Source organism: Photobacterium sanguinicancri, assembly GCF_002265265.1.
Classification (GTDB): Bacteria; Pseudomonadota; Gammaproteobacteria; order Enterobacterales; family Vibrionaceae; genus Photobacterium; species Photobacterium sanguinicancri.
The window spans coordinates 1-26287 of record NZ_NOIF01000055.1 but is presented as its reverse complement, the minus strand read 5'-3'; the positions used below and the strand labels follow the sequence as shown (position 1 = coordinate 26287).

At 43.3% G+C, this 26287-nt stretch carries 27 protein-coding genes; 17 read left to right on the top strand and 10 right to left on the bottom strand.

All coding sequences use genetic code 11. The features are described from left to right. The first annotated feature begins 81 nt into the window (after window positions 1-81). Window positions 82-387 carry a VF_A0006 family four-cysteine protein gene (locus tag ASV53_RS10605; protein ID WP_094957067.1) on the top strand — a complete coding sequence of 102 codons (306 nt, stop codon included), beginning with the start codon at window positions 82-84 and terminating at the stop codon, window positions 385-387. A gap of 65 nt (window positions 388-452) precedes the next feature. Here the strand turns inward: ASV53_RS10605 and znuB are convergent, their stop codons facing one another. Together znuB and znuC are read right to left on the bottom strand one after the other, a co-directional pair. Beyond that, window positions 453-1241, bottom strand: a complete 789-nt coding sequence (znuB, locus tag ASV53_RS10600) for a zinc ABC transporter permease subunit ZnuB (protein ID WP_062689910.1) — start codon at window positions 1239-1241, stop codon at window positions 453-455. After that, window positions 1234-2022 (bottom strand): zinc ABC transporter ATP-binding protein ZnuC, encoded by a 789-nt coding sequence (gene znuC, locus ASV53_RS10595; protein WP_094957066.1) that lies wholly within the window; start codon window positions 2020-2022, stop codon window positions 1234-1236. Before znuC ends, znuB begins: the two co-directional genes overlap by 8 nt. A gap of 93 nt (window positions 2023-2115) precedes the next feature. Between znuC and znuA the strand changes: the two genes are divergently transcribed. The 5 genes from znuA to ASV53_RS10570 all read left to right on the top strand — a co-directional run bounded on the left by znuA (window position 2116) and on the right by ASV53_RS10570 (window position 7372). Continuing rightward, complete coding sequence (gene znuA, locus ASV53_RS10590; RefSeq protein ID WP_094957065.1) at window positions 2116-3009, top strand: zinc ABC transporter substrate-binding protein ZnuA; 894 nt, start codon at window positions 2116-2118, stop codon at window positions 3007-3009. Window positions 3010-3011: 2 nt separating this feature from the next. Continuing rightward, complete coding sequence (mepM, locus tag ASV53_RS10585) at window positions 3012-4361, top strand: murein DD-endopeptidase MepM (RefSeq protein WP_062689914.1); 1350 nt, start codon at window positions 3012-3014, stop codon at window positions 4359-4361. A gap of 268 nt (window positions 4362-4629) precedes the next feature. Further along, window positions 4630-4857: a FeoA family protein gene (locus tag ASV53_RS10580; protein WP_062689916.1), complete on the top strand. Its 228-nt coding sequence runs from the start codon at window positions 4630-4632 to the stop codon at window positions 4855-4857. Then, the gene (feoB, locus tag ASV53_RS10575) at window positions 4857-7133 is read left to right on the top strand and encodes a Fe(2+) transporter permease subunit FeoB (protein WP_062689918.1); all 2277 of its coding nucleotides are present in this window, start codon (window positions 4857-4859) and stop codon (window positions 7131-7133) included. The genes ASV53_RS10580 and feoB overlap by 1 nt, the downstream gene beginning before the upstream one ends. Next, a complete protein-coding gene (locus tag ASV53_RS10570) occupies window positions 7130-7372 on the top strand; it encodes a FeoC-like transcriptional regulator (RefSeq protein WP_062689920.1) in 243 nt (80 codons plus the stop codon). The genes feoB and ASV53_RS10570 overlap by 4 nt, the downstream gene beginning before the upstream one ends. Window positions 7373-7445: 73 nt before the next feature. Here ASV53_RS10570 and ASV53_RS10565 read toward each other — a convergent pair whose 3' ends face one another. Beyond that, window positions 7446-7877, bottom strand: a complete 432-nt coding sequence (locus ASV53_RS10565) for an HIT domain-containing protein (RefSeq protein WP_094957064.1) — start codon at window positions 7875-7877, stop codon at window positions 7446-7448. Between the two features lie 372 nt (window positions 7878-8249). On the opposite strand from ASV53_RS10565, the gene ASV53_RS10560 reads away from it, so the two are divergent. Next, a complete protein-coding gene (locus tag ASV53_RS10560; protein WP_062689924.1) occupies window positions 8250-8855 on the top strand; it encodes a DUF924 family protein in 606 nt (201 codons plus the stop codon). A gap of 92 nt (window positions 8856-8947) precedes the next feature. Here ASV53_RS10560 and ASV53_RS10555 read toward each other — a convergent pair whose 3' ends face one another. Both ASV53_RS10555 and argS read right to left on the bottom strand, forming a co-directional pair. Further along, on the bottom strand, window positions 8948-9967 hold the full coding sequence (locus tag ASV53_RS10555) for a GGDEF domain-containing protein (protein ID WP_094957063.1): 1020 nt from the start codon (window positions 9965-9967) through the stop codon (window positions 8948-8950). 189 nt (window positions 9968-10156) lie between these two features. Then, on the bottom strand, window positions 10157-11887 hold the full coding sequence (argS, locus tag ASV53_RS10550; protein WP_094957062.1) for an arginine--tRNA ligase: 1731 nt from the start codon (window positions 11885-11887) through the stop codon (window positions 10157-10159). A 418-nt stretch (window positions 11888-12305) separates the two neighbouring features. On the opposite strand from argS, the gene ASV53_RS10545 reads away from it, so the two are divergent. Further along, a complete protein-coding gene (locus ASV53_RS10545) occupies window positions 12306-12890 on the top strand; it encodes a VOC family protein (RefSeq protein ID WP_094957068.1) in 585 nt (194 codons plus the stop codon). A 143-nt stretch (window positions 12891-13033) separates the two neighbouring features. On the opposite strand, the gene purU is transcribed toward ASV53_RS10545, so the two are convergent. Further along, window positions 13034-13867: a formyltetrahydrofolate deformylase gene (purU, locus tag ASV53_RS10540; RefSeq protein ID WP_094957061.1), complete on the bottom strand. Its 834-nt coding sequence runs from the start codon at window positions 13865-13867 to the stop codon at window positions 13034-13036. A 182-nt stretch (window positions 13868-14049) separates the two neighbouring features. Between purU and yoaA the strand changes: the two genes are divergently transcribed. The 7 genes from yoaA to rnd all read left to right on the top strand — a co-directional run bounded on the left by yoaA (window position 14050) and on the right by rnd (window position 21938). Then, window positions 14050-15987, top strand: coding sequence for a DNA repair helicase YoaA (gene yoaA / locus ASV53_RS10535; RefSeq protein ID WP_094957060.1), 1938 nt, complete (start codon window positions 14050-14052; stop codon window positions 15985-15987). 20 nt (window positions 15988-16007) lie between these two features. Further along, window positions 16008-16709: a tRNA (adenosine(37)-N6)-threonylcarbamoyltransferase complex dimerization subunit type 1 TsaB gene (gene tsaB, locus ASV53_RS10530; RefSeq protein WP_062689931.1), complete on the top strand. Its 702-nt coding sequence runs from the start codon at window positions 16008-16010 to the stop codon at window positions 16707-16709. Window positions 16710-16743: 34 nt separating this feature from the next. Beyond that, window positions 16744-17046 carry a hypothetical protein gene (locus tag ASV53_RS10525; protein ID WP_062689933.1) on the top strand — a complete coding sequence of 101 codons (303 nt, stop codon included), beginning with the start codon at window positions 16744-16746 and terminating at the stop codon, window positions 17044-17046. 75 nt (window positions 17047-17121) lie between these two features. After that, complete coding sequence (locus ASV53_RS10520; protein WP_062689935.1) at window positions 17122-17670, top strand: Slp family lipoprotein; 549 nt, start codon at window positions 17122-17124, stop codon at window positions 17668-17670. A 29-nt stretch (window positions 17671-17699) separates the two neighbouring features. Then, window positions 17700-18572: an alpha/beta fold hydrolase gene (locus ASV53_RS10515; RefSeq protein WP_062689936.1), complete on the top strand. Its 873-nt coding sequence runs from the start codon at window positions 17700-17702 to the stop codon at window positions 18570-18572. Window positions 18573-18847: 275 nt separating this feature from the next. Then, window positions 18848-20536 (top strand): long-chain-fatty-acid--CoA ligase FadD, encoded by a 1689-nt coding sequence (gene fadD, locus ASV53_RS10510; protein WP_094957059.1) that lies wholly within the window; start codon window positions 18848-18850, stop codon window positions 20534-20536. Window positions 20537-20816: 280 nt separating this feature from the next. Beyond that, window positions 20817-21938 (top strand): ribonuclease D, encoded by a 1122-nt coding sequence (gene rnd / locus ASV53_RS10505; RefSeq protein ID WP_094957058.1) that lies wholly within the window; start codon window positions 20817-20819, stop codon window positions 21936-21938. 79 nt (window positions 21939-22017) lie between these two features. Here the strand turns inward: rnd and minE are convergent, their stop codons facing one another. Genes minE through minC form a run of 3 tightly spaced genes read right to left on the bottom strand, consistent with a single transcriptional unit; the run spans window position 22018 to window position 23777 of the window. After that, window positions 22018-22278, bottom strand: a complete 261-nt coding sequence (minE, locus tag ASV53_RS10500; RefSeq protein ID WP_062689938.1) for a cell division topological specificity factor MinE — start codon at window positions 22276-22278, stop codon at window positions 22018-22020. A gap of 2 nt (window positions 22279-22280) precedes the next feature. Further along, on the bottom strand, window positions 22281-23093 hold the full coding sequence (gene minD, locus ASV53_RS10495) for a septum site-determining protein MinD (RefSeq protein WP_062689940.1): 813 nt from the start codon (window positions 23091-23093) through the stop codon (window positions 22281-22283). 21 nt (window positions 23094-23114) lie between these two features. Next, on the bottom strand, window positions 23115-23777 hold the full coding sequence (minC, locus tag ASV53_RS10490) for a septum site-determining protein MinC (RefSeq protein WP_094957057.1): 663 nt from the start codon (window positions 23775-23777) through the stop codon (window positions 23115-23117). Between the two features lie 222 nt (window positions 23778-23999). Between minC and ASV53_RS10485 the strand changes: the two genes are divergently transcribed. Together ASV53_RS10485 and ASV53_RS10480 are read left to right on the top strand one after the other, a co-directional pair. Then, complete coding sequence (locus ASV53_RS10485; protein ID WP_094957056.1) at window positions 24000-24281, top strand: YcgL domain-containing protein; 282 nt, start codon at window positions 24000-24002, stop codon at window positions 24279-24281. A 7-nt stretch (window positions 24282-24288) separates the two neighbouring features. Next, window positions 24289-25254, top strand: a complete 966-nt coding sequence (locus tag ASV53_RS10480; RefSeq protein WP_094957055.1) for a lytic murein transglycosylase — start codon at window positions 24289-24291, stop codon at window positions 25252-25254. A gap of 446 nt (window positions 25255-25700) precedes the next feature. Here ASV53_RS10480 and ASV53_RS10470 read toward each other — a convergent pair whose 3' ends face one another. Then, window positions 25701-26102, bottom strand: coding sequence for an H-NS family histone-like protein (locus ASV53_RS10470; RefSeq protein WP_062689949.1), 402 nt, complete (start codon window positions 26100-26102; stop codon window positions 25701-25703). Window positions 26103-26287: the final 185 nt, after the last annotated feature.

Below are 26287 nucleotides of genomic sequence, written 5' to 3'. Positions count from 1 at the left end.
TGAAGTATTTATATGCAACAATATAAAACACTGTATGATTGACTTTGTATTAACAAATATAGGCGTGGGAGACGTTAGACAGTGAGAGTAAATAAATGGCTTGGAGTTACATTATGCTTAGTGGCAAGTACAGCTGTTGCTAAACAAGACAAAGAGGCTTATCAAGATTGTATTTTAGCTTCAGCATCCAAAGCGGAAGATACTTCGGCTGCGAGTATGATGACAAATGCTTGCCATCGATTGTATATCGATAATTTTTTGTTAAGTCAGAAAGACCAAGATTACTTTCAGTGTTTACTTGATTATTTGCCCGATGTTAAAAAGCGTTCTGTCGCAGTGCAAGTTCAGCAAACTTGCGATCAAAAACATAGAAGTTTTTTTAATTAGGCCAACAATACATGCTGGCCTATTAGTGATTTTTAGCTAACTGTTTAAGCTGGCGTTAATGAATATTAAGACGCTTCACCGCGTTTGAATTGACTTAGCATAAAGAGTGCGGCGGCTGCTACAACGACAGAAGGGCCTGCAGGGGTGTCATAATGCCATGACATGGCTAGCCCTAACATGACAGCAATAGAGCCTAAAGTTGAGGCGATAATCGCCATGGCTTCAGGGCTTTTTGAAAATCGGCGCGCTGTTGCTGCAGGGATAATTAGTAATGAAGTAATAATCAAAGCACCGACAAACTTCATTGCCACTGCTATCACCAGACCTACCATTAGCATTAAAATTAATCGCATTAAATCGACATTAATACCTTCAACTTGCGCGAGTTCTTCACTGATCGTCATCGAGAGTAAAGGTTGCCACAGAGTGACAAGCAGCGTGAGTACAATGGCTGCCCCACCATAAATCCATAATAAATCTGATGTGGTTACAGCGAGCAGATCACCGAATAAGTACGACATGAGATCGATACGAACATGATCGAGAAAGCTAATTGCTACCAAACCTAATGACAAAGAGCTGTGCGCTAGAATACCGAGCAAGGTATCAGTCGCGACATATTTCTGTTTTTGTAAGGTGACCAAAATAACCGCAAGTACTAAGCAGCAAATAAGCAGTGCAAGGTTCAAGTTAATATTAAAGAGAAAGCCAAGTGCAATCCCCAATAATGACGCATGCGAAAGCGTATCACCGAAGTAAGCCATTTTCCGCCAGACAACAAACGAGCCCAAAGGGCCTGCAATCAATGCGATACCAATGCCAGCAGCAAGGGCGGGTAGAAGAAACTCAAGCATTTTTATTGTCCGAACAAGGTTCTGAGTGATCGTGAGTGTGTTGACATGGCCCTACAGGGCTACCTGCTGAATCATGGTCGTGATTGTGTTGATGATGATACAGCGCCAGTTGTTCGCTTTGTTGTTTACCAAATAAAGCGACATACGATGGGTGGTTAGTAATTGCATCGGGCTCACCAGAACAACAGATATGATGATGCAAACAGATAACATGATCTGTTTTAGCCATCACAAGGTGTAGGTCATGAGACACCATTAAAATAGCGCAATCAAGCTTGTCTCTGAGTGACTGGATTAAGCTATACAATTCTAGTTGCCCGTTTACATCAACACCTTGTACAGGTTCGTCGAGTACCAGTACATCGGGTTTTTGTAATAATGCACGTGCGAGTAAAACGCGCTGAGTTTCCCCGCCTGATAAACTGTGCATGTCGCTATGATGCAGATGTGGGCCACCGACTAAACGTAATGCTTCCAAGCGATCGGATTCAGAGTAGCGTCCTGCTAAGCGCATAAAGCGATCCACGGTAAGTGGCAGCGAGGCATTAAGCTGAAGCTTTTGTGGGACGTAACCAATACGTAATCCTTTCTTACGGATAACTTTGCCCGCAGATGGTTTACGTAATCCCGTGATAACCTTCACTAAGGTGGACTTCCCTGCGCCATTTGGTCCAATTAAGGTTGTGATTTGGCCTCGTTCAAGTTTCAGAGATACTTGATCGAGCACGTGCCGTTCCGCAAAGGTAACGGTGACTGACTGTAATTCAACTAATATGGTCATAAAAAAGAGATTAGTAAGGACGTTAGCAAGCTTGGATGTTACAATATAACACTAATTTTTCTATTAGTGATCACAATTATAATGGAAACCAATATGAGTCGCTTTATCTCATTCGGATTAATCTTCACTTTTTTCTTTTCTAGCCATTTGATGGCAAAAGAGTTTAACGTTGTAACTAGTGTTAAACCATTGCAACTTATTGTACAAGAATTGACTCAAGGTGTGACTGCACCACAGGTGCTATTACCTGCCGGGGCTTCACCGCATGATTATGCATTGAAACCGTCAGATGTAAAAAAAATTCATGATGCAGATTTAGTGATTTGGGTTGGACCTGAACTTGAAACCTTTATGGCAAGAATACTGACAAATGATGTGACTAATATAGCATTGACTAGTCAGTCATCAATTGACTTCTTATATTACGATCATGATGAAGAAGGTGACCATACTGGACATGATCATAGCCACGAAGGGGTAGATCCTCACTTTTGGATGGGGCCCAAACAGTCATTACAAGCAGCAACTGTAATTACTGACACATTGATTGATTTTGACCCGTTGCATAAAAATGAATATAAAGCTAATCTTGCCCTGTTTGAAAAATCGGTGAATATTGCCACCGATGAGTTAAAAAAACAGCTTCAACCAGTGACACAACATGGCTACTTTGTTTTCCATGACGGCTACGGTTATTTTGAAAAGTATTTCAAGTTAAACAATTTGGGGCACTTTACCGTAAAGCCAGATCGTCGACCTGGTGCTAAAACTCTTATTTCAATCCGCCGTGCGCTGCAAGAGAAGCAAGCTTACTGTGTGTTTAGTGAGCCTCAGTTCTCTCCTGCGGTTGTTGGTAGTGTAGTAAATGGCACTGGTGTCAGCATTGGAACGTTAGATCCAATGGCTACAAATATTGCTTACGAGCAGGGTGGATATATCGCGTTCTTACAAGAACTAGGTCAAAGTTTTACCAAGTGTCTTAAATAATAATGAAATTACATAAGGTTGCAGCTGCGACAATCAAGCAGCTCCCACGCCAACACCGTATTGCGCTAGCTTCAACATCCTTGTTGCTGCTTGCTGCCTTTGTATGGCAGCCCTCGAAACCGATTACGCTTAGCACCTTCGGGGCGAATGAGCGTGTAGATATCGCACTTAGTTCCGACTTGGAAAAGCTGTCAGATATGAACAGTGAACCCATCGGTGAAGTTGTCGACCCTAAAGACCCTGAGTTTTTGGTGCCAAAAGATGAACTAGAGCAGCAGCTTCAAGAAGAGGTTGATGTATCACACACTCACCAAGTCGCCTCTGGTGAAACTCTCGGATCTATTTTCTCGCAGTATGCGTTACCTATTTCAAATATGTATTCGCTCATCAATGTGAATAAATCTATTCAGAACCTTCGTGTTGGCCAAACCATTGAATGGTCGGTAGACGATGAAGGTCAAGTGACTGAGTTTTCGGTTAAACGCAGTGCCAAAATTACCGATACTTTTTCTTTAACCAATAATGGTTACTCATACGAAAAAGTGGAAGAAAATGGTGAGATTAAGCCTGTTGTGCTAACTGGACGCATTAGCGGTAGTTTTTATAATTCAGCGATGGCTGCGGGATTAACGGCTAACCAAATTCAAACTTTAGCGCAGAAGCTACAATGGCGTTTTGATTTTGGGCGCGAAGCTCGCAAAGGTGATCGTTTTGCTGTAACCGTTGATCGTGAATTTATTGATGGCCGTGCTGTTAATAAAGGCGAAGTGAAAGCAATCTATTACCTGAGCGGTAAACGTGAAGTGTTTGCGATGCGTTTAGGTGACAATTCGTTTTATGATGCCGATGGTAAGAGCCTTGATCGTGCTTTACGCCGACTTCCATTAGAAAAGCGTTATCGTATAAGCTCACCATTTAATCCTACGCGTAAGCATCCTATTACTGGTCGAATTTCACCACACAATGGAACTGACTTTGCGGTACCAATTGGTACCTCAGTACTTGCCGCTGGTGATGGTGTAGTGGTGAAATCAAGCAAGCACCCATTAGCGGGTAATTACATTGTTATCAAACATGGTCGTGAATACATGACGCGCTACCTTCACTTAAATAAACGTTTAGTGAAAGTGGGCGATAAGGTGACCATGGGTGAACGTATTGCGCAAAGTGGTAACACAGGGCGCTCAACAGGGCCTCACTTACACTATGAGCTAATTAAAAAGAATCGCCCAGTGAACGCAATGAAAGTCCCATTGCCACAGGCTGAACCTGTTCCATCTAAAGATCGTAAGGATTATTTACGATTAGCCAGCGAAGAACGTCAGAAGTTATTAGCTGTTATGCCGGGTTAATTTTACATCATAATGAAAGTTGTAAAATGCGCACTTTTAGTGCGCATTTTTTTTTGCGGTAAAGTTGTGTTTTAGAGAGCGAGGCTCAATACCTATGGAATATCAAGAATCCAATGTAGCCGTATGAATAACAAGCACTTTATAGCTAAGTTACTTAACCGAAATGTAAATAAGTTAATCTTTGTTGACTTTAATCAAGACGTAAGGTGTTGCGATATGTAACATAGCAACATTAAATGCTAATTATTATTATTAAGGTAAGCGATTCATGAAGCTGTCGGAAATGGCATGTGGTGTGGGTGCAGTAGTGACTAATTTATCAGCTCTACCTACAGCAACGCGTAAAAAGCTAATGGTTATGGGTTTACTACCCAATACTGAAATCTCGGTTGTGCGCATCGCACCAATGGGTGATCCACTTCAGGTTCGTGTTCGTGGTGTTGATATTGCACTGCGCAAGCAAATTGCCGCAAATATTGATGTGGAGGTGCGCTAATGCAGTACAACATTCTTACGGTTGGTAATCCAAATAGTGGTAAAACAACACTCTTTAATGGTTTAACGGGCGCTAAACAGCAAGTCGGTAACTGGGCGGGTGTTACGGTTGAGAAGAAAACCGGTAGATACCAATGTTCTGGCGATGATTTTGCGCTAACCGATTTACCTGGTATTTATAACCTTGATAGCGCTAATGATGCTAACAGTCTTGATGAAGCGATTGCATCTCGTGCTATTTTGACATCACCCGCTGATGTGATCATTAATGTTGTTGATGCATCTAGCCTTGAACGTAGTCTTTACATGACCCTACAACTACGTGAACTTGGCCGCCCTATGGTTGTTGTCCTTAATAAAATGGACGTTCTACAGCGTCAACGCCAAGTGCTCGATGTTAAAGCTCTCGAGAAGGCATTAGGCTGCCCAGTTTTTACTTTATCAGCAAATAACCAAAATCAAGTTGCTGATTTTAAAATGAAGCTGCATAAAATGCTGACACAAGGTGTCGCAGTTAAAGAGCTAAGCCTTAATTACGGTGACGTATTTGAAGCGGCAATTAAAGAGCTAACGCCATTATTTGCAAGCGCTGAAGTTAATGCTCGCTCACAAGCTATTCGCGTACTAGAAAATGATACGCTGATCATTAATCGCTTATCTGAATCAGATAAGAACGCGGCATGTAATATTCGCAATAAAGTAGCCGTTGTCGTTGATCCTGACATTCAAGTTGCTGACGTACGTTACACATTCTTACACCAACTTTGTCAGCAAGTTCGTCGCCAAGAAGGTAAGCTAAGCCGCAGCGTGAGTGATAAAATTGATAGCGTGCTACTTCACCGTGCGTTTGGTATTCCTTTCTTCTTCGTTGTTATGTACCTGATGTTCATGTTCTCTATTAACATTGGCAGTGCATTTATCGATTTCTTCGATATCAGCGTTGGTGCCGTGTTAGTGGATGGCGGTCATTACCTGCTTGACGGGCACTTACCTATTTGGCTTGTTACTGTTATTGCTGACGGTATCGGTGGTGGTATTCAAACCGTCGCGACTTTCATTCCTGTAATTGCTTGTCTGTACTTGTTCTTGGCTCTACTTGAGAGCTCAGGTTACATGGCGCGTGCAGCGTTTGTACTTGATAAAGTGATGCAAAAAGTTGGCTTGCCGGGTAAAGCATTCGTACCTTTGGTTCTCGGCTTTGGTTGTAACGTTCCCGCTATTATGGCAACCCGTACACTAGAGCAAGAACGTGAACGTAAACTTGCAGCAGCAATGGCACCCTTTATGTCATGTGGTGCACGTTTACCTGTATACGCGTTATTTGCGGCGGCTTTCTTCCCTGATAGCGGTCAAAACGTGGTATTTGCGTTGTACCTGCTAGGTATTTTTGCTGCTGTCCTTACTGGCCTTATCTTACGTAATACGCTTTATCCTGGTTCAAGTGACAGTTTCATCATGGAAATGCCAGACTATGAATTACCGACTATGCGTAACGTTGGTATTAAAACGTGGCAGAAACTGAAAAAATTCGTACTGGGTGCGGGTAAGACAATCGTTGTGGTTGTTGCTTTCTTGAGCTTCTTCAACTCATTAGGTACAGACGGTACTTTTGGTAACGAAGATACTGAAGTGTCAGTGCTATCGAGAGCGGCTCAAATTGTAACGCCTGTACTTGCACCTATTGGTGTGAAGGAAGATAACTGGCCTGCAACTGTGGGTATTATTACGGGTATCTTTGCAAAAGAAGCGGTAGTCGGCACCTTGAACAGCTTGTATGCGCCATCTTCAGATGATGACGACGCAGAATATGACTTGCTAGGTAGTTTGCAAGAAGCCGTTGGTAGTATTGGCGCCAACCTATCCGACCTAAGCTACAGCGATCCACTTGGTATTACCGTTGGTGAGCTTAACGACTTAGATGCCGTTGCTGAAGACCAAGAAGTTGATGCCTCTGTATTTGGTAACATTCAAGCGCATTTTGTTAGCTCGGCAGCTGCAATGGCATACCTAATCTTCATCCTGCTGTACACGCCATGTGCGGCGGCAATGGGGGCTTATGTTCGTGAATTTGGTCAGAAGTTCTCACTGTTTATTGCAGGTTGGACTATGCTGCTGGCTTACACATTTGCATCTGTGTTCTACCAAGTTGCACACTTCTCTGATCACCCAACAAGCAGCATGCTGTGGATTGCGTTCTTCGTCGCGATCAATGCAGGCTTACTGATACTGTTTAAGCGTGAAGGTAAGAAGCAACAAGCAGAGGCTCTAGCACTATGATTTTAAAGCAGCTGAAAGACTATATAGAACAGAAAGGACGCGCGCGTCGTAGCGATTTAGCTCATCACTTTGGTATGAGTGAAGATGGTGTTGATGCAATGATTGCGATCTGGGTTCAAAAAGGGAAGATAGGCAAGGAGCTAGTAGGTTGTGACGCTGATAGCTGTTGCCAGAGTGCCCAAGAAGTATGGTATCGACAGCTGCAAGACAATGAACTCTCTATAACGGTAATGCGTTAGGTTCAGTGTTTTAAAATTCAATGCGATTAAAAAGGCAACCGAGAGGTTGCCTTTTTTGATCTAAAACTTGGTCTTAGCTGATAGTGACAAAGCCAGTAATAGCACTGAGTTCTTCGCGTAGTTCTTCTGCTAATGCCAGTTGCAGCTCAGCATTGCGCTGCGTGCCCTCGGTATTTCCCCACACTGGACCTGGCCAAGCGACATCGTTTTCAAAACGGGCAATATGATGAACATGAAGCTGTGGCACTAGGTTACCTAAAGCTCCTACGTTGATCTTATCGGCTTTGTAATCATTTTCGAGCAACGCAGCAACAGCGCTTGATTCGTTAATGAGTTGATACTGCTCACTTTGATCTAAGTGGTGGATCTCACGTAAATCGTTTTTACGCGGAACTAAGATCAGCCAAGGACCTAATGCTTCTTTTGAGAGTAAAACACGGCAAAGGGGAAGATCGCCCAAAACTGTGGTATCTGTCGCTAAACGAGAGTGAAGCATGAAATTCATTGTAAATATTCCTATAGAGTACAGCGGCGCTCACAGGCTGCTAGATTGAGTATTTTCAAACATTCGCACTGCGCTATTCTGACATTAAAGATACCAAGTATAAATAATTGAACCGTCTTAAGGTGTGATTACGCAGCCAATGGTTAAATACATAATATCGCACCATTTTTTTTATACAACGACGTAACGATAATACCAGTACCATAATTAACTAAGCCGAATATTGCACAGCAAAAATACTTTGAACTAGGCATAGATTACAGTTAGCTATTTGTTCGAACGACAAAATTTATGACGTAGTTATTAGTGGTTTTAACCAGCAAGAATGATTTGGTAATCATGATATTGGTATATTAAGAATGGAGAAAGTAGATGGCCGCAGAATATCAAGCCATACTCGATTACTGGTTCGGGGATATTGAGGGTGAAGTGACGACAACCAATAAAGGTGCGTTGTGGTTTCAAGGAGGGGCTGACATTGATCAGTATATTACGGATAATTTTCTTCCGTTGGTGAGTAAAGCCGGAACGGGAGAGCTAGCCTATTGGGCAAAAGAGCCGAGAGGCGCGTTAGCGTTGATTATTTTACTCGACCAATTTAGTCGTAATATATATCGTGGTTTAAGTGCCGCTTTTCGTAATGATGCACTGGCATTAGCAATTTGTAAGCGCGGATTAGCACAGAACATTGATCAACAGCTCTCACCGATAGAGCGTGTTTTTTTCTATCTGCCATTAGAGCATTCAGAGGTACTCGAGGATCAGGAAGAATGCGTATTCCGCTTTGAGCAACTCCGCCAGTTAGTGTCGAATGAAAACAGAGATATGTTCGACGGGTTTTATGACTACGCTATTAAGCACTGCGACGTGGTGAAAGCATTTGGCCGTTTTCCACACCGTAATGCGGCGCATGGTCGGCTTTCAACAACCGAAGAACTAGCGTGGTTGCATGAAGGCGGCCAGCGATTTGGACAATAAGTTTGCTGTGGTGGCGGGCGAGCAATATACGGTTAAAAAAAGGTCAGCAGAACTGACCTTTGAGTATTTGTTTTATCGTAAGTTTGCGCGGCTTAACTGATTGGTAACACGCGATTTCGGCCCAACTTTTTGGCATCATTCAAGAATTGATCAGCGCGGCGGATCACCTCTTCCGCGTTTTCTGTTCTATTTCTTTCTGCAATACCAAACGACGCTGTAATGGTATTAATCCGCTCACCATTACGACGATCAAGCACAGAAATCTTTTCTATACTGCGGCGCAGTGTTTCAGCATGCTGGCGGGCAGAGGAATGGTTTCGATTCATCAATATGATGGCAAATTCTTCACCGCCATAACGGTATGCCTGCATTTGTTCTCGGCAGCTTTCTTTCAAACGACGAGAGACCGCTTTGATGACCTGATCACCAAGTTGGTGTCCATAGGTGTCGTTGAATATTTTGAATTTATCAATATCGAGCATGATAAGAGCAAAAGGGAGCGATTTTTGTTGCAGGCTATCAATATCACGGTCAAATGCCCGACGATTGAAAAGGTGCGTTAATGCGTCTTCATTCGCTTCTTTTTGACTCTCATGCAAGGCTTCGCGCAAAGAGGCAATTTCTTGCTGGGCGGTGTTCAGCTGGCTTTTGAATGCCCCTGTTGAAAGCTGAATATTACGTGATTCTTTAATTAGCCCACGTACCAATCCCATGGTTTCTTCTAGAGAAAGACCTTCACGTTCAGCAGATTCTAACTGCGTAAAACCCTTATTGAGGTTTAGCTGGAAGGATTCGGTTTCTGTCAACGTGTCTGTCATTGAGTGAGACACTTCCTGCATCATCAGCGTTAAGCTTTGTTTGAGTTGCGATATATCTTGTACCGCTTTACTGGCTATATGTTGATGATAAAGTTGTTCACAAGCCGTTGGGGTGCATTGACCTTGAGAGGCGATTTCACCATCAATCGCTTGGTTTAATAACGGTGACTCTTGAGAAACATAGGTGTACCACAGCGCATAATTCGCTGGAGTAGTAGGGACTTTGTGCTTGATCATCAGCGGTACAGTTTGTTTTAGTGTTTCCGTTGATTTCACAAAGTTATCTTTGTTCATAGCCTGCATTCCATCGATCAGCAGAGGGGGAAGTCATAACATCTAACCATCGCGACATTGGTTTTTTAACTCGCTATTTTATATTGTGGAGCGAGTTGCCGCGCTTTATTCTATTTTGTCTTAAGCACAAAAAAGCCTTCTAAGGATACCCTAGAAGGCTCGTATTTTTTAGTCTAACGTAACATTTATTTACATGCGTTCTAGGGTTTCGATACCTAGAAGATCAAGACCTTGCTTGATAGTTTTTGATGTAAGAAGTGCTAGTTTTAAACGGCTTTGCTTCACATCTTCTTCTGCATTCAGAATTGGGCATGCTTCGTAGAAGCTTGAGAATTTACCTGCTAGTTCAAATAGGTAAGTACACATTAGGTGTGGCTGACCTTCACGAGCAACGTTCAATACTGCTTCTTCAAATTGTAGAAGAGTCGATAGAAGTGCTTGTTCTTTCTCGTCGTTGATCACGATAGGGTGAGTCAGATCTGCAACTTCAACGTTTGCACGTTTGAAGATAGAAGATACACGAGTGTAAGCGTACTGCATATAAGGTGCAGTGTTGCCTTCAAACGCTAGCATGTTGTCCCAATCGAAGATGTAGTCAGTCGTACGGTGTTTAGAAAGATCCGCGTACTTCACAGCAGCCATAGCAACAGTATTCGCGATAGTCGCTTTTTCTTCTGCATCTAGCTCTGGGTTTTTCTCTTCAATCAGTTTAGCTGCACGTAGCTCTGCTTCATCAAGAAGATCAGCTAGACGAACAGTACCGCCAGCACGAGTCTTGAATGGACGACCGTCTTTGCCAAGCATCATGCCGAATGCGTGGTGCTCTAGTGTTACGTTTTCAGGTAAGTAACCTGCTTTACGCACGATAGACCAAGCTTGCATTAGGTGTTGGTGTTGACGTGAATCGATGAAGTAAAGTACACGATCGGCGTTTAGTTCTTCGTAGCGGTATTTAGCACAAGCAATATCGGTTGTTGTGTATAGGAAACCGCCATCACGCTTCTGGATGATAACACCCATAGGCTCGCCGTCTTTGTTTTTATATTCGTCTAGGAATACAACTTGTGCGCCATCACTTTCTACTGCAAGGCCTTTTTCTTTAAGGTCTGCAACAATGCCTGGAAGCATGTGGTTGTACATAGATTCACCCATAACGTTATCACGAGTTAGTGATACGTTGAGGCGGTCGTAGTTCTGCTGATTTTGAACCATAGTAACGTCGACAAGTTTCTTCCACATTTGCGCACAGAATTCGTCACCGCCTTGTAGTTTTACTACGTAGCCACGTGCACGTGCTGCAAATTCTTCGTCTTCGTCGTACATTTTCTTCGATTCACGGTAGAACGCTTCAAGGTCAGATAGCTCCATTGAAACTTCACCAGACTCTTTTTGTACACGTTCAAGGTTTGCAATCAGCATACCGAACTGTGTGCCCCAGTCACCAATGTGGTTAGCACGAGTAACATTGTGGCCAAGGAATTCAAGCGTACGAACAACGGCATCACCAATGATGGTTGAACGAAGGTGACCTACGTGCATTTCTTTTGCTACGTTTGGCGCAGAGTAGTCAACAACGATGTTCTGTTGTGCTTCAGCTGCAACACCAAGACGGTCATCTTTTAATGCTTCTTCAGCGCGTTCAGCAAGCCATGCTTTGTCTAAGAAGATGTTGATGAAACCAGGGCCTGCAATTTCTACTTTTTCTGCAATGCCGTCTAGTTCAAGCACATCAATCACTTTTTGTGCGAATTCGCGTGGGTTAGTTCCCAGTTTTTTCGCAACACCCATGACACCGTTAGCTTGGTAGTCACCAAATTGAATTTTTGCTGATTGGCGAACGGCTGCTGGGCTTCCAGCTGGTGCGCCAGCGGCTTCAAGAGCCTGAGAAACCTTGTCATTAATTAGTGCTTGAATATTCACACGCTTATCCTTCAAATCGTTTAGGACGCCAGATACCGGTAATCTAGCGTTGCAAGAACGTCACTGTGCTCGAGTTCATATACCGTCAAAAATAGTCACGGCACCGAGAACAAAGGGTTAATATCCCTAGGAAATTGGCTTGCGTGAGTATTTTTGACGGGCTAGTGTTACTTTCAGAACAGAAAGTCTGCGAACACAGAGTCTTAATGCCCTAATAATACCCACAAAGTAAGGTGTTTTGGCAACCCATAAAGTGTATTGTTTGCGATTTTTTTTTCGCTTGGTGTGTAGGGTGAAAATTATGCATCAAGCAAGATGGGGTAAGGTCTGTGGTGGCAAAGGTTATCCTTTCGCCTTGTGCGAAAACATGGATAATTATGCGCTTGTTGAGAAATATAAAAACAACTGGAGAAAAAACATGCAAAAGCTCTTTGATGTGGGCTTACACCCTGAACAAATGTTGGCAGAATTACCTGCGTTTATGAGCAAAATTTCAGACTTAGCAACTACGCTGGGGATTGATCTTACGCCGTATCAAGCTGACCACATTGCTTTGCGTGTTAATGATCATGAATTGGCAAAAGCCTTGCACCAAGCATGGTTAGCCTATGGTGATGAATGGTCGAATAATGAAATTAATGGCCGTCCAATTATCGTGATTGGTTTTACTCAGCCATTAGAAGTTGCAGGTTGGACAATTGAGGCACTTGAATTACCTTACCCAAGTGACAAAGTTTACCCACAGCAGGGCTGGGAGCATGTCGAATTTGTGATTCCCTCGCAAGCTGCGACAACGGATGAGTTACAAGAAGACTTAGCCGTACTCTTGCCTACATTGGCTTGGGATGCATTAGCGGAACACGGTATTAAGGTGAAGGCCAGTTCGCCATCAGGCGAGCATGAGCGCTTGGCTAACCCTACTTACGCATTCAAGCAAGATAATCTCTGCATTAAGCTTCACCCTTGTAGCTTAAAAGCGGTGATTGATAGTGAAATAGCATAAAGAGTATTGATAATCTGCGAGTCAATTAAAAAAGGCGTACAGAGTCGTACGCCTTTTGTGTCTTTTTACTGTCCGCCCTGAAATATGTTTATTACGATTGAATTGAGCTGGATTAGGTAGCCAATACAATTAACAGCATAAAGCTACAGGATTACAGTACGGTTCCCCAGTACAAACACGCGATCATCTACTACCAACCCCAGTGCTTTACTTAAAACAGATTTTTCAACATCTCGGCCAGAACGTGCCATATCGCTGGCGTTAAAGTTATGATCTACCGGAATAACATTTTGAGTAATGATAGGACCTTCATCTAAATCATTAGTGACAAAATGGGCTGTTGCACCAATGATTTTGACGCCACGTTCGTACGCTTGTAAGTAGGGTTTAGCACCAATAAAAGCAGGGAGAAAACTGTGGTGGATATTGATGATTTTATGGGGGAGTTGAGCAACAAATTCAGGTGTTAAAATACGCATGTATTTTGCTAGCACCACATAGTCAGGCAGGTATTGCTGCACAACGGCCAGCAAAGCGGCCTCGTGCTCTTCACGACTAAGCCCTTCGTGGCTAATGTGGTGGAAGGGGATATCAAATTTTTCTGTTAGTCCCTGTAAGGCATCGTAGTTACCTATGACAGCGGTAATTTCAATATCTAAACTGCCATCAAAGGCTTTGACCAAAATGTCGCCTAAGCAATGCGCTTCTTTGGTAACCATGATGACCACACGTTTACGCGCGGAGCTAATGAGTTGACGATGACTGCCTTGTGGCAAGGCGTGGTCAAGATCCAATAAGAAAGTTTCATCATTGAATACACCTTCTAATTCAGTGCGCATGAAGAACTGTTGATTTGGGTTATCTACAAACTCATTATTATGAATAATATTCAGCTGATGCTTATAACAAATGTTGGTGATTTTTGAAATCAGACCGACGGCATCTGGGCAATCGGTGAGTAATGTCTTCTTTTCCATTGTCTTCCTTGAATATTTATTTTAATCATCCTTTCTCTTTATTACCCGCTATTGTTTGTATGGTCAAAGGCTTTCCACTTATTCCTTGCTGCGTTTGACGCTCAACATGGTAATTAATCATGGTCGCTCGCGGTGATTATTGGCATAATGGCGCGTTATCTACTGTATAAATAACCAATACTATGATCGAGAAGTTTTTTGCTGCAGGCGGCGCGTTGGACAAGGCGATTCCAGGCTTTCAGGCTCGCCAACCTCAAATAGACATGGCTAAGGCTGTCGACAGTGCTATTAACGAGCAAACTCAACTGGTCGTTGAGGCTGGAACGGGAACGGGTAAGACGTTTGCGTACGTTGTTCCTGCGTTAGTGCGTGGCAAAAAAACGATCATAAGTACGGGGTCTAAAAACTTACAGGAACAGCTTTTTCACCGTGATTTGCCGTTGATGGCAGATGCACTGGGTTTTACTGGGCGCTTATCTTTATTGAAAGGGCGGAGTAACTATCTTTGTCATGACCGACTTAGCCGCCAGATCACTGAAAGCCATGGGCAGTATGCCGATCCTACTTTATTAACCCAGCTGGTTAAAATTCGCACGTGGTCATCAGCGACTAAAACAGGCGATCTTGGCGAGTGTGAAACCATTGCTGAAGATAGTCCCGTGATCCCGATGATCACCTCGAATAACGATAACTGCCTAGGGCGAGAGTGTCCTTCCTACGATGATTGCTTTGTTGTAAAAGCAAGGCGCAAGGCAATGGAAGCGGATATCGTGGTGGTTAACCATCACTTATTTTTGGCAGATTTAGCCATTAAAGAAACAGGGTTTGGTGAGCTGATCCCTGAAGCGGAAGTGTTCATCTTTGATGAAGCCCACCAAATGCCTGATATTGCCAGCCAATATTTTGGTCAGAGCTTATCGAGCCGTCAGATCCAAGAGCTCGCGAAAGACATTGAAATTGGTTACCGCACCGAAGCCAAAGATATGCGCCAATTACAGAAAATGGCCGATCGTTTATCGCAAGCCGCAGCTGAAATGCGAATTGTATTAGGTGAGCCTGGCTATCGTGGTAACTGGCGTGACGCATCGAATAACCCTGCAATTCAGCGTGAATTGGTGCGATTGAGCGATGCGCTTGAATTGGCTCATGAAGTATTGAAGCTAGCATTGGGGCGAAGTCAGTTATTGGATGCCGCTTTTGAGCGTGCCACGTTATTAAAAGCGCGATTAGTCCGTTTAGCTGATACGTCTATTACCGGCTATTCCTATTGGTATGAATGTACGCCGCGCCATTTTAGTTTGAATATCACGCCTTTGTCGGTAGCCGATAAATTTCGCGAACAAATGCAGCAACAGCAAGGGGCGTGGATTTTCACCTCTGCGACCTTGGCGGTTGATGGTGATTTTGGTCACTTTAGCCACCGATTAGGGTTAGAGCCGAAGCAGCAGTTTTCATTAGAAAGCCCATTTGATTACCAATCGCAAGCGTTACTTTGTGTCCCTCGTTTCTTACCTGAACCGAATAGCTTTGGTATTGCCGATAAGCTGGTAGAAATGCTGGCTCCCATTATCGAGCATAACCAAGGCCGCTGTTTCTTCTTATGTACTTCGCACCAAATGGTTAGGGATTTAGCCGAAGGTTTTAGAGCGGTGTTAGATATTCCTGTTCTAGTCCAAGGTGAGACGACTAAACAGCGTTTGTTGGCTGAATATTTAGAGCGTGGAAATGCGTTGTTAGTGGCAACAGGCGCCTTCTGGGAAGGAATTGATGTTAGAGGGCAAGCCCTTAGCTGTGTTATTATCGATAAATTGCCTTTTACTGCACCGGATGATCCGCTGCTAAAAGCGCGTATTGAAGATTGTCGCCTTCGTGGTGGTGACCCTTTTGCGCAAGTTCAAATTCCTGATGCTGTTATCACCTTAAAACAAGGGGTGGGGCGCCTTATTCGAGATAAAAAAGATAAAGGCGTATTAGTAATTTGTGACAACCGATTAGTTACCCGTCCGTATGGCGCGGTATTTCTACGTAGTCTACCGTCAATTCCACGTACTCGAGATGTGGCTGGCGTTGGGCAGTTTCTTAGTGCAATCAATGATCTTGATTGTACCGAAGTTAAGTAATTTAGCATTCAGAGGCTTGAATGAGCACCAAAATCTTAGCGGTTGATACCGCAACTGAGAACTGTTCTGTTGCCCTAATGGTGGGTGATGATGTGATTTCACGCTGTGAGTATGCTCCCCGTGAACACACCACAAAAATCTTACCTATGGTTGACGCAGTGTTAGCCGAAGGTGGCGTTTCGCTGAAACAATTAGATGCACTCGCATTTGGTCGTGGCCCTGGTAGTTTTACTGGTGTGCGCATTGGTATTGGTATTGCGCAAGGTCTGGCCTTTGGTGCCGATTTACCTATGGTTGGCGTTTCTACTTTGGCTGCAATGGCACAAGGCACTTACCGTGTACATCAAGCAGAACGCGTTCTATCCGCGATTGATGCGCGTATGGGCGAACTGTATTGGGGGCAATATGCTCGCCAAGCAAACGGTGACTGGTTGGTTCAAGGTGAAGAGATGGTAATTGCACCAGCTGATTTGCTAACACGTTTTGAATCACAACAAGGTAAGTGGTTAACTGCAGGTACAGGTTGGCCAGAATATGCTGAACCTCTTGCACAGTTAGATGTCGAAACTGAAGCAGGCACAATCCTTTACCCGGACTCTCAAGATATGGTTGTGTTGGCAAATTTTGCTTTTGCACGTGGTGAGGTAGTGGATGCAGAACATGCAAGCCCAGTCTATCTTCGAGATAAAGTAACGTGGAAAAAACTTCCTGGTCGTGAGTAATCGCGCCTAATAAGCGAGGAATAATTCTACAATTATGGTTTCTATTCATCGTTTACCGCCATCGATAAACCCGCAGCAAAAGCCGCGGGTTTCTAAAACACCTACCTCACAGCCAGCGACTGAGCCAACGGCGGTATCCAAAGCGGTATCCAAAAATGTGTCTCAGTCGATGCGTTCAGCGGATCATTCAGCCTTGATCCAAGAAGCTCGTAGCCATATTCAATATGATCAGCCTGAAGGTAAACATCGCGATGCAGTATCGTCGTATTTAGACGTAATGAATCAGCAAAAACGCGATGAACTCTCAGCCATGATCGGTGTTGATATGTATGCCTAACAAAAAAGTAAACGTTTGCTTACGTTGGGCCTTGATGCGCTGGATGGATAATGAACAATTGCTATGGAGAAACGCATGTTTAAAAAGCTATTTCTTGGGGTGTTCTTAGTCTTTATGGTAGGCTGCGCGAGCTTACCAGAGACATTGAAAACGCAAACTGAAACGCCAATTACCGATCTGGTGACCATCATTGATGATCCCGATGGTGCTCAAGGTCAAGAAGTTCGTTTAGGTGGCATTATTGCTTCGATAACCAATGAAAAAGATCGCACTCGCTTAGAAATAGCCAGCTTGCCTTTGACTTCAGATGGTCGTCCGCGTATTGATTCAAAGCCTGTTGGACGTTTCGTTGCTTATGTGCCCGGTTTTCTTGAACCGTTAGAGTATGCTCCCGATCGTTTAGTCACGGTAGTGGGACGCCTAACAGGAAAAGAAGACGGTAAAGTTGGAGAGCATGAATATGCGTTCCCAGTAGTGGATGCGACAGGCAACCAAATTTGGCGTGTTAAGCAAGAAATTAGAATGGATGAGTTTGACTCTTACCATAGTTGCTTTGGTTCACGTTGTTCTTACTTTGGCTTTGGCACCACACGAGGTGAGGTTTATCATCGTGTAACAAAATAGCGTTGATAGTGCTTAACTCGAGAAACGTAATGAAAGAAATGGCTTTTCAGCTTGCAGAGCGTCAACTTACCGCAATGACAGTAAGCGACAGTGATGCTGAAAAGCCGATATTGTTAATGCTTCATGGCTGGCAAGATAATGCCGCTAGCTTCCGATCCTTATTTCCGCAGTTGCAAGACCACTATCGCCTCTATGCGCTAGATTGGCCGGGACACGGTTATTCAGAGCGAAGAGATGCCGATAACTATTATCACTTCTTTGATTATGTTGATGACTTACACCAAGTTATTTTACAGCTAGACGCCAATAAGGTGTATTTAGTTGGACATTCACTTGGGGCATTAGTGGCATCAGCATACAGTGCCGCATTTCCTGAAAAGGTGGCGGGGTTAGTGTTGATTGAAGGTTTATCGCCATTACATGAAGCGCATGATAATGCGGTAACTCGATTACGCAATGGTGTATTAAGCCGACAACGATATCGCCAGCGTAGTCAACAAAAACCACGACGAAAAATGGCCTCGTTTGAGCAAGCATTAGCGCTGCGTTGCCAGGTTAATCAATTGAGCGCAGCCTTATTAAACCCCATTGTTGAGCGCGGCGTGCAATGCATTGATGGGGGGTATTATTGGCGTCATGATGAACGGCTGCGTTGTGATTCTTTATATCGTATCGCACAAGAGCATGCGCAAGCCTTAATGTCGGCGATAGAGTGTCCGGTTTTGTCTATTGTGGGTGAGCACGGTTTTCCGCGCCTACAACAGAGAGCACCGGAATTAGGTTGGGTGAAAAACATTCAACAACAGCGTGTGGCTGGTGGACATCATTGCCACCTTGAAAGCCCTAAGGCTGTCTGTAAATCAATAGTGGCGTTTATGTCAAATATTGAAAATCTGGCCTAATCAGTTTGTGTTAATCATATGTTAGTTATGCTGTAATGTGCTGATAAAGCATTGTTTGAACTATACCTTTGTCCGTAATTCATGTGGTATGAAGTTGCTTCGGTGACATGGTTTAACATCAATACCTTATATTGTTATCAATAGATAAGATAACAGTAAAGGTGGGGAGTGATAAGTCGATAACCCAATGGATCATGAACAGACAATTACAGACATAGATATTTCCCTTACAGCAAATTCAATAGGCATCATCGCCAAGAAACAGGAGAGTGCAAGTGGATAAGGTTTGGCTTAACCGCTATCCGGAAGATGTACCGGCAGAAATTACCCCCGATCAATACCCATCATTAGTTGAGATGTTTGAACAATCAGTTCAAAAATATGCTGATCAAACAGCATTCATCAACATGGGTCAGGTGATGACCTTCCGTAAATTGGAAGAACGAAGCCGTGCGTTTGCCGCATACTTACAAAATGAGCTAAAGCTTCAAAAGGGTGACCGTGTTGCCGTGATGATGCCGAACTTGCTGCAATACCCAATCGCACTATTTGGTATTTTACGTGCGGGTTGTGTTGTTGTGAATGTGAACCCACTTTACACCCCACGTGAACTTGAGCATCAGTTAAATGACTCTGGCGCGAAAAGCATTGTTATCGTTTCTAACTTTGCACATACGCTAGAAAACGTTGTTAAAAACACGGGCGTTAAGCACGTTATTTTAACTCGTCTTGGTGATCAGTTATCACGCCCTAAAGGTACATTGGTTAACTTTGTTGTTAAATACATCAAAAAAATGGTACCAAAATACGACCTTCCGCATGCCATTTCATTACGTTCGGCGCTAAGCAAAGGTCGTCGTATGCAGTATGTGAAGCCATTTATGTCGGGTGATGATATTGCCTTCTTGCAGTACACAGGTGGTACTACGGGGGTGGCGAAAGGTGCAATGCTAACGCACCGTAATATGCTCGCGAACGTGATGCAGGCGAAAGCCGCATATGGCCCTGTATTAACCGAAGGGCGCGAGCTTATTGTTACCGCTTTGCCGCTATATCATGTATTTGCGTTAACGGTTAACTGCCTATTGTTTATCGAGATGGGCGGTCAAAGTTTGTTGATCACCAACCCGCGTGATATTCCGACCTTCGTTAAAGAGCTACAGCGTTACTCATTTACAGCTATTACGGGCGTAAACACACTTTTCAACGCACTACTTAATCATGCTGATTTCAGTAAACTGGATTTCAGTAACCTTCGCCTGTCTGTTGGTGGTGGTATGGCTGTGCAGCGTGCTGTCGCGGAAAAATGGAAAGCAACGACGGGTAACTATTTACTCGAAGGCTACGGCCTGACTGAGTGTTCACCACTAGTGGCGGCTTACCCATACGATCTTGTTGATTACAATGGCTCTATTGGTTTACCTGTTCCTTCAACAGAAGTGCGTTTGGTTGATGATGAAGGCAAGGTTGTTGGTAACGATCAAGTCGGTGAACTGCAAGTGCGTGGGCCGCAAGTAATGAAAGGTTACTGGCAGCGCCCTGAAGACACGAATGATATTTTGAGCGAGGATGGTTGGTTATCAACTGGCGATATTGTACGCTTCGATGAGCAAGGCTTCTTACATATTGTCGATCGCAAAAAAGATATGATTTTGGTTTCTGGCTTCAACGTTTACCCGAATGAAATTGAAGATGTTGTCGCCTTGCATGGCAAAGTGTTGGAAGTTGCTGCCATTGGTATGCCGCATGAAGTATCGGGTGAAGTTGTTAAGGTGTGTGTGGTTAAACGTGATTCAACTTTAACCCGTGATGATTTATTAGCACACTGTCGCGAGCACCTTACAGGGTATAAAATTCCTAAAATTGTCGAATTCCGCGATGAGCTTCCAAAGACTAATGTTGGTAAAATCTTGCGTCGCGCACTGCGTGAAGAGCAAGCAACAGAAGCGAAACAAGAAGCGTAAGATAACCGATTAAGCGCAGATGGCTTTCGCCAAGCTGGTCAATAATGGGTTACAATACGTAAAGGTATTAAAGTGCTGGCTTCTGCTGGCACTTTTTATTTTTACTGTCGTAGTGAATACCAATTGAAGAATGCTCTCATACTGATATGGCGTAATATACGAACGCAGATAACGATGTGGTGAGATAATTTTTCAATTAGGTATTTTCATACGGTAGATCCCTATATTTACTCCCATAAATACATGGTGCACTCATCGATAGTGCCAAGAAAGGTTTGCTGTGAAATTTGAAATCATAACAACAACAGAACGATTAACGACGGTGTGTGAACAAGCGGCGACTCAGCAATATATTATGCTAGATACTGAGTTTGTTCGTACCCGTACGCTTTACCCTAAGCTGGGTTTAGTACAGCTTTTTGATGGTACTACGCTATCGCTGATTGATCCGATTGCTATCGAAGATATGGAACCATTATGGGCACTTTTACGTGACCAATCGGTGACGAAAGTACTGCATGCATGTGGTGAAGACTTAGAAGTGTTCCAACATTATGCGGGTTGTTTACCTGTTCCAATGCTAGATACACAACTCATGGCTGCATTTTTAGGGCATGGTATCTCAACAGGCTTTGGTGCGTTGGTGAGTGAATATGTGGGGGTTGATCTTGAAAAAGGTGAAGCGCGTACTAACTGGATGGCTCGTCCTTTAACTGACAAGCAGTTGGATTACGCAGCGGCAGATGTTCACTACCTAAAACCTTTGTTTGAAACCTTGCTAGCAAAAGTACAAGAAAAGGGACGCATGTCAGCATTGGAAGATGAGTGTGCAAGCTTGATGTTAAAGCGATCTCAGCAGACGGATCCTGAAAAAGCATATTTAGATATTAAAAACGCTTGGCAACTCACCCCACAACAACTTGCCGTGTTACAAAAATTGGCAAAATGGCGAGTGCTTGAAGCACGCAAACGCGATCTTGCGCTTAATTTTGTGGTGAAAGAACTTAGCCTTTGGAAAGTTGCGCGTTATAGCATTAAATCCAAAGCGGTGATGCTACGTGAAGAATTTGATGAGCGTGAAGTACAACGTCATGCTGGCCGTTTAGTGAAAATGGTGTTTGATGCAGAAGACATGAATCCTGCTGATTACCCAGAAAAAATTGTGCGCCTTGTTGATCTAAGTGGTTACAAGCAGCTGGTTAAGAAAATTAAAGATGAAGTGACAAAAGTAGAAGCTGAAACAGGATTAGCTTCTGAGTTTCTGGCGTCTAAAAAGCAGATTAATCAGCTTATTTCGTGGGCATGGAAAAATGAACGCCCACAAGATAAAAAACCTGAGATGCTAAAAACATGGCGTCAGCCGTTATTTGAAGCACGTGTACTACCATTATTAGATCGTTAATGCCGAGCTAATAATTAAGCACAGATAAAAAAGCCACTGTATTGATTACAGTGGCTTTTTTTATGACGTCAAAATAAGTTTATCTGTCTTCAGGCAGTGTTACGTTTAGTTCTAAAACAGAAAGGTCTTCATCTTTCTGATCTAGGGTTACGCTCACTTGCTCTGGGCTGATCTGCACATATTTACGGATCACATCCAGAATATCTTGCTTCAGCTGTGGAATATAGCTGGGCGTAGATTGGCTGGCAGAGCGACGTTCAGCAACGATGATTTGTAGGCGCTCTTTCGCTACATTCGCTGTTTTAGTTTTCTTCGGGCGGAAAAACTCTAGCAAAGCCATAATCAGCCTCCAAATAGACGTTTAAGGAAGCCTTTTTTCTCTTCCTCTAAGAAACGGAATGGGCGTTCCTCGCCCATTAGACGGGCTACAGTGTCAGCGTATGCCTGTCCTGCATCGGATTCTTTATCAAAAATGACGGGTTCACCTTTGTTCGATGCGTTAAGTACAGCTTGTGATTCAGGTATAACACCTAGCAGCGGAATGTGTAGGATCTCTTCTACATCTTCAACGCTTAGCATTTCACCCTGAACAACACGTGCTGGATTGTAACGTGTTAATAGTAGGTGTGTCTTTACTGGCTCTTCTGCTTTCTCAGCACGGCGTGATTTCGAGTCTAGAATACCTAAAATACGGTCTGAATCGCGTACAGACGAGACTTCAGGGTTCGTGGTTACAATGGCTTCATCTGCAAAGTATAACGCCATTAGAGCACCAGTTTCGATACCTGCTGGAGAATCACAAATAATAAAGTCAAACCCCATTTCAGCCATGTCATTCAAGACGCGCTCAACGCCTTCACGGCTCAGTGCATCTTTGTCGCGAGTTTGTGAAGCCGGCAGTACGTATAGGTTATCAACACGCTTATCTTTAATAAGCGCTTGGTTCAAATTTGCTTCGCCATTTATTACATTAACAAAATCATAAACAACACGGCGCTCACAACCCATAATCAAGTCTAGGTTACGTAAGCCAATATCAAAATCGATAACGGCTGTTTTTTTGCCACTAACCGCTAAACCTGATGCAATTGCTGCGCTAGATGTTGTTTTACCAACGCCACCCTTCCCCGAGGTAACAACGATAATACGAGCCATTTATTAATTCCTTATAAAACGTTACAGAGCAAGAGGCTCTATGTTTAAATTATTTTCAGTAAGCGAGATAACGACACCCTTGCCCCAAAATTTTTCTTCTATTTTGTCACTTAACCAAAAGTTGCCGTCAATCGACACAAGTTCTGGTTGAAGGTTGCGGCAGAATATACGAGCTTGTTTTTGGCCATTAGCACCAGCAATAGCGCGGCCGCGCAAGACGCCGTATACATGAATACAGCCATCAGCAATAATTTCTGCGCCTGCACTGACATTACTCATGACTACCAAATCACAATTTTTTGCGTAAATTTGTTGGCCAGATCGTACTGGTGTGCGAATAACGCGTGTTGGCTCCATTACTGGTACGTTTGCTTTTACTTGCTTGGCGGCGTTCATAACCGCTAATCCTGCTTCTTTAGCTAGGCGTTGCATTTTTGTATCTTTGCAACCACTGATACCGACAGGAATCATTCCAGCTTCAGTGATGCCAGCTTTCAGCTGTTTGAAGTCTATATTAGTGCCCGCATTTGAAATGTCGATGACAATGGGAGCGGCAGCAAAAAAATTTGGCGCTTGATCCACTTTTTCTTTTAAGTGAGCCGTTGCCTGTTGGATGTCATCATTACTCAGATGGAGTGCTGAGAGCGTGAATGTGCTCCCTTTTAGTTCTGCCTGTTTAGTCATAGTCTTTTTACTGACTGAAGCGAAATTAGCCGTTCAGATACGTTATCACATAGGTATATGCATGTTATATTCCAAACTGTATATCAGCAAGCTATCCTTGCTCTTGCATTGTAAATTCAGACAAAGCTCTCATCTGATCAGCAAAAACATTCATTCCCAGAGGGAATGAAATCTAAGTTATAAGGTCAGATGTTATTAAGGGCGTAACTAACAGGCAGCAAAATGTTTTGTTCAATCTATAAAAGTCCAAAAAAAGAAAACACTTACCTATATGTTCTTAAGAAGGACGATTTCTCAGCTGTGCCTGAAACGTTACTCGCAACATTTGGTACACCACAACTTGTTATGGTGGTGAAGTTAGCTGGCGATCGCAAATTAGCGGGCGCGGACATTGAAAAAGTAAAATCAGATTTAGCCACTGTCGGTTTTTATCTACAATTACCACCACCAGTGACTAACTTATTAGATGAATATAAAGCAGCCAAGGCGGCTCTAAAGTCTTAAGGTTTATATGTATAAGCGTTTGATTTCGGTCTTAGTGGCCATAGGAATAGGTACATCCACCGCTGCATTTGCGGATGAAGGGTTTGATAAATACGTTGAAAGCTTAAAAGCGGAGGCAAAAGAATCAGGCATTAGTGCTGATACGATTACCGCTGCTTTTGATGGGATCACTTTTACCGAACGCGCAGTTAAAGCCGATAAGAATCAGCCAGAAAAAAAACTCACGTTGGACGAGTATATTCCACGTGCAGTACCTGACTGGAAAGTAAAACAAGCGAATCAGCGGTATCAAGAGCATAAAGATACGCTTGAGGCTGTGGGGAAGAAATATGGCGTTCAGCCACGTTTCATTGTCGCACTTTGGGGCGTTGAGAGTAACTTTGGCCGCTTAATGGGTAATTACAATGTAATTGAAGCGCTTTCGACATTAGCTTATGAAGGGCGCCGAGAGGCCTTTTTCCGTAAGCAAGTGATGGCTGCGTTACAAATACTTGATGAAGGCCATATTAGTGCGAAAAATATGAAAGGTTCATGGGCAGGGGCGATGGGGCAACCTCAGTTTATGCCAACCTCATTTTTGACCTTTGCCGTTGATGGAAATAATGATGGCCGCGTTGATATTTGGAATACACAAGCCGATGTCTTCGCCTCTGCCGCTAATTATTTGAGTAAATCTGGTTGGGATGATGCTTATACTTGGGGGCGACAAGTGAGCATTCCGAATCTTCCAGAAGAGCTGAAAGGCGTGCAATCAGAGAAAGCAAAAGCGCTCACTGAATGGCAAGCTTTAGGTGTTCGAAAATTAGATGGTAGTGCTTTACCTAACGTTGATATTAATGCGTGGCTGATACAGCCAGATGACCAACATGGTCGTGCTTATTTGATTTACGGTAATTATCAAACACTGCTGAAGTGGAATCGTTCGCATTATTTTGCTCTAGCCGTTAGTCATTTGGCTGATCGGATTCGTTAAAAGCATATGATATATAGTTTAAAGCCAGGGCTTGTCGCTCTGGCTTTTTTGTATGGACTATCAATGGAGTGGGAGTGTTCATTGCAATTATCTAATGCAGAGGCTGGTAATATCTGAAGACGATAGCCTAGATCTAAGGCTGTTGCTGCAGCAAGACGTTCTAATTACAAACTGAATAGAGAGGTTATTTTAAATCTGAATACATTAGTGTTTACACTGTGCTCTATAAGCTAGCGTGATGTTTAGTTACTCGTTAGATTAAATATCAGTAAGGTTAGGTACAGGAAATGTGCCTGAGGGGGCTGGTTGGTTATAGTGGGAAGATATTATCTGAGTTGCTTATCCCTATTATTATAATAACGATGAAGATGATTAAGAAGTGGAACACGCTGATTTTGGATACAAAAAAACCCAGACTGTGCTGGGTTTTTATCAAGAATAAGAAATTAAATTTCAAATTCTTCTAGAGAGCGACCTTGGTCAAGCGCAGTTTTTAGCGCAGAAGGTGTACGACCTTGGCCTGTCCATGTTTTTTCTTCGCCATTTTCATCAACGAATTTATATTTAGCAGGACGAGCAGCGCGTTTTGCTTTTGGTGCTTTAGCGCCACCAGCAGAACCTAATAGTTCTTCTGGGTCGATACCGTCAGCTAGTAGCATTTCACGGTATTGATTAAGTTTCTCTGTACGTTCATTCTCTTTAGCGATTTCTTCAGCTTCTGATTCTTCACGTTCTGAAACGACAGCTTGAAGTTTTTCAAGACCTTCTTGAAGTTGCTCTAGAGTATATTCGCGAGCAAGAGCACGAAGGCTACGTAGGTTTAATAGTGCTTTTAATGCATCAGACATTTTTTATTTCCTGTTCGTTTAAACTGGCTTGAAATAAGAATAGCAGTCAAAAGTTAATAAGTGCAATAGTAAAACCTGACTCTTATACACAACTCCGAGCCCACGAGACGGAGCTAAATATCGTATGCCGTCTTCTGCATGAAAAAAAAAAAGCTGTGTGCGGGGGGGGAGGGAGGGGGTAGCGG

What these genes read in the sequence shown, in the direction of transcription:
- ASV53_RS10555 (WP_094957063.1), bottom strand. Translation starts at nt 9,967, where the DNA reads ATGAACAAAGATAACTTTGTGAAATCAACGGAAACACTAAAACAAACT.
- ASV53_RS10470 (WP_062689949.1), bottom strand. Translation starts at nt 26,102, where the DNA reads ATGTCTGATGCATTAAAAGCACTATTAAACCTACGTAGCCTTCGTGCT.
- ASV53_RS10515 (WP_062689936.1), top strand. Translation starts at nt 17,700, where the DNA reads ATGAAAGAAATGGCTTTTCAGCTTGCAGAGCGTCAACTTACCGCAATG.
- ASV53_RS10565 (WP_094957064.1), bottom strand. Translation starts at nt 7,877, where the DNA reads ATGAATTTCATGCTTCACTCTCGTTTAGCGACAGATACCACAGTTTTG.
- tsaB (WP_062689931.1), top strand. Translation starts at nt 16,008, where the DNA reads ATGAGCACCAAAATCTTAGCGGTTGATACCGCAACTGAGAACTGTTCT.
- minE (WP_062689938.1), bottom strand. Translation starts at nt 22,278, where the DNA reads ATGGCTTTGCTAGAGTTTTTCCGCCCGAAGAAAACTAAAACAGCGAAT.
- ASV53_RS10520 (WP_062689935.1), top strand. Translation starts at nt 17,122, where the DNA reads ATGTTTAAAAAGCTATTTCTTGGGGTGTTCTTAGTCTTTATGGTAGGC.
- yoaA (WP_094957060.1), top strand. Translation starts at nt 14,050, where the DNA reads ATGATCGAGAAGTTTTTTGCTGCAGGCGGCGCGTTGGACAAGGCGATT.
- ASV53_RS10570 (WP_062689920.1), top strand. Translation starts at nt 7,130, where the DNA reads ATGATTTTAAAGCAGCTGAAAGACTATATAGAACAGAAAGGACGCGCG.
- ASV53_RS10580 (WP_062689916.1), top strand. Translation starts at nt 4,630, where the DNA reads ATGAAGCTGTCGGAAATGGCATGTGGTGTGGGTGCAGTAGTGACTAAT.
- ASV53_RS10525 (WP_062689933.1), top strand. Translation starts at nt 16,744, where the DNA reads ATGGTTTCTATTCATCGTTTACCGCCATCGATAAACCCGCAGCAAAAG.
- feoB (WP_062689918.1), top strand. Translation starts at nt 4,857, where the DNA reads ATGCAGTACAACATTCTTACGGTTGGTAATCCAAATAGTGGTAAAACA.
- minD (WP_062689940.1), bottom strand. Translation starts at nt 23,093, where the DNA reads ATGGCTCGTATTATCGTTGTTACCTCGGGGAAGGGTGGCGTTGGTAAA.
- purU (WP_094957061.1), bottom strand. Translation starts at nt 13,867, where the DNA reads ATGGAAAAGAAGACATTACTCACCGATTGCCCAGATGCCGTCGGTCTG.
- ASV53_RS10480 (WP_094957055.1), top strand. Translation starts at nt 24,289, where the DNA reads ATGTATAAGCGTTTGATTTCGGTCTTAGTGGCCATAGGAATAGGTACA.
- znuB (WP_062689910.1), bottom strand. Translation starts at nt 1,241, where the DNA reads ATGCTTGAGTTTCTTCTACCCGCCCTTGCTGCTGGCATTGGTATCGCA.
- minC (WP_094957057.1), bottom strand. Translation starts at nt 23,777, where the DNA reads ATGACTAAACAGGCAGAACTAAAAGGGAGCACATTCACGCTCTCAGCA.
- ASV53_RS10485 (WP_094957056.1), top strand. Translation starts at nt 24,000, where the DNA reads ATGTTTTGTTCAATCTATAAAAGTCCAAAAAAAGAAAACACTTACCTA.
- znuC (WP_094957066.1), bottom strand. Translation starts at nt 2,022, where the DNA reads ATGACCATATTAGTTGAATTACAGTCAGTCACCGTTACCTTTGCGGAA.
- ASV53_RS10560 (WP_062689924.1), top strand. Translation starts at nt 8,250, where the DNA reads ATGGCCGCAGAATATCAAGCCATACTCGATTACTGGTTCGGGGATATT.
- znuA (WP_094957065.1), top strand. Translation starts at nt 2,116, where the DNA reads ATGAGTCGCTTTATCTCATTCGGATTAATCTTCACTTTTTTCTTTTCT.
- mepM (WP_062689914.1), top strand. Translation starts at nt 3,012, where the DNA reads ATGAAATTACATAAGGTTGCAGCTGCGACAATCAAGCAGCTCCCACGC.
- ASV53_RS10545 (WP_094957068.1), top strand. Translation starts at nt 12,306, where the DNA reads ATGCAAAAGCTCTTTGATGTGGGCTTACACCCTGAACAAATGTTGGCA.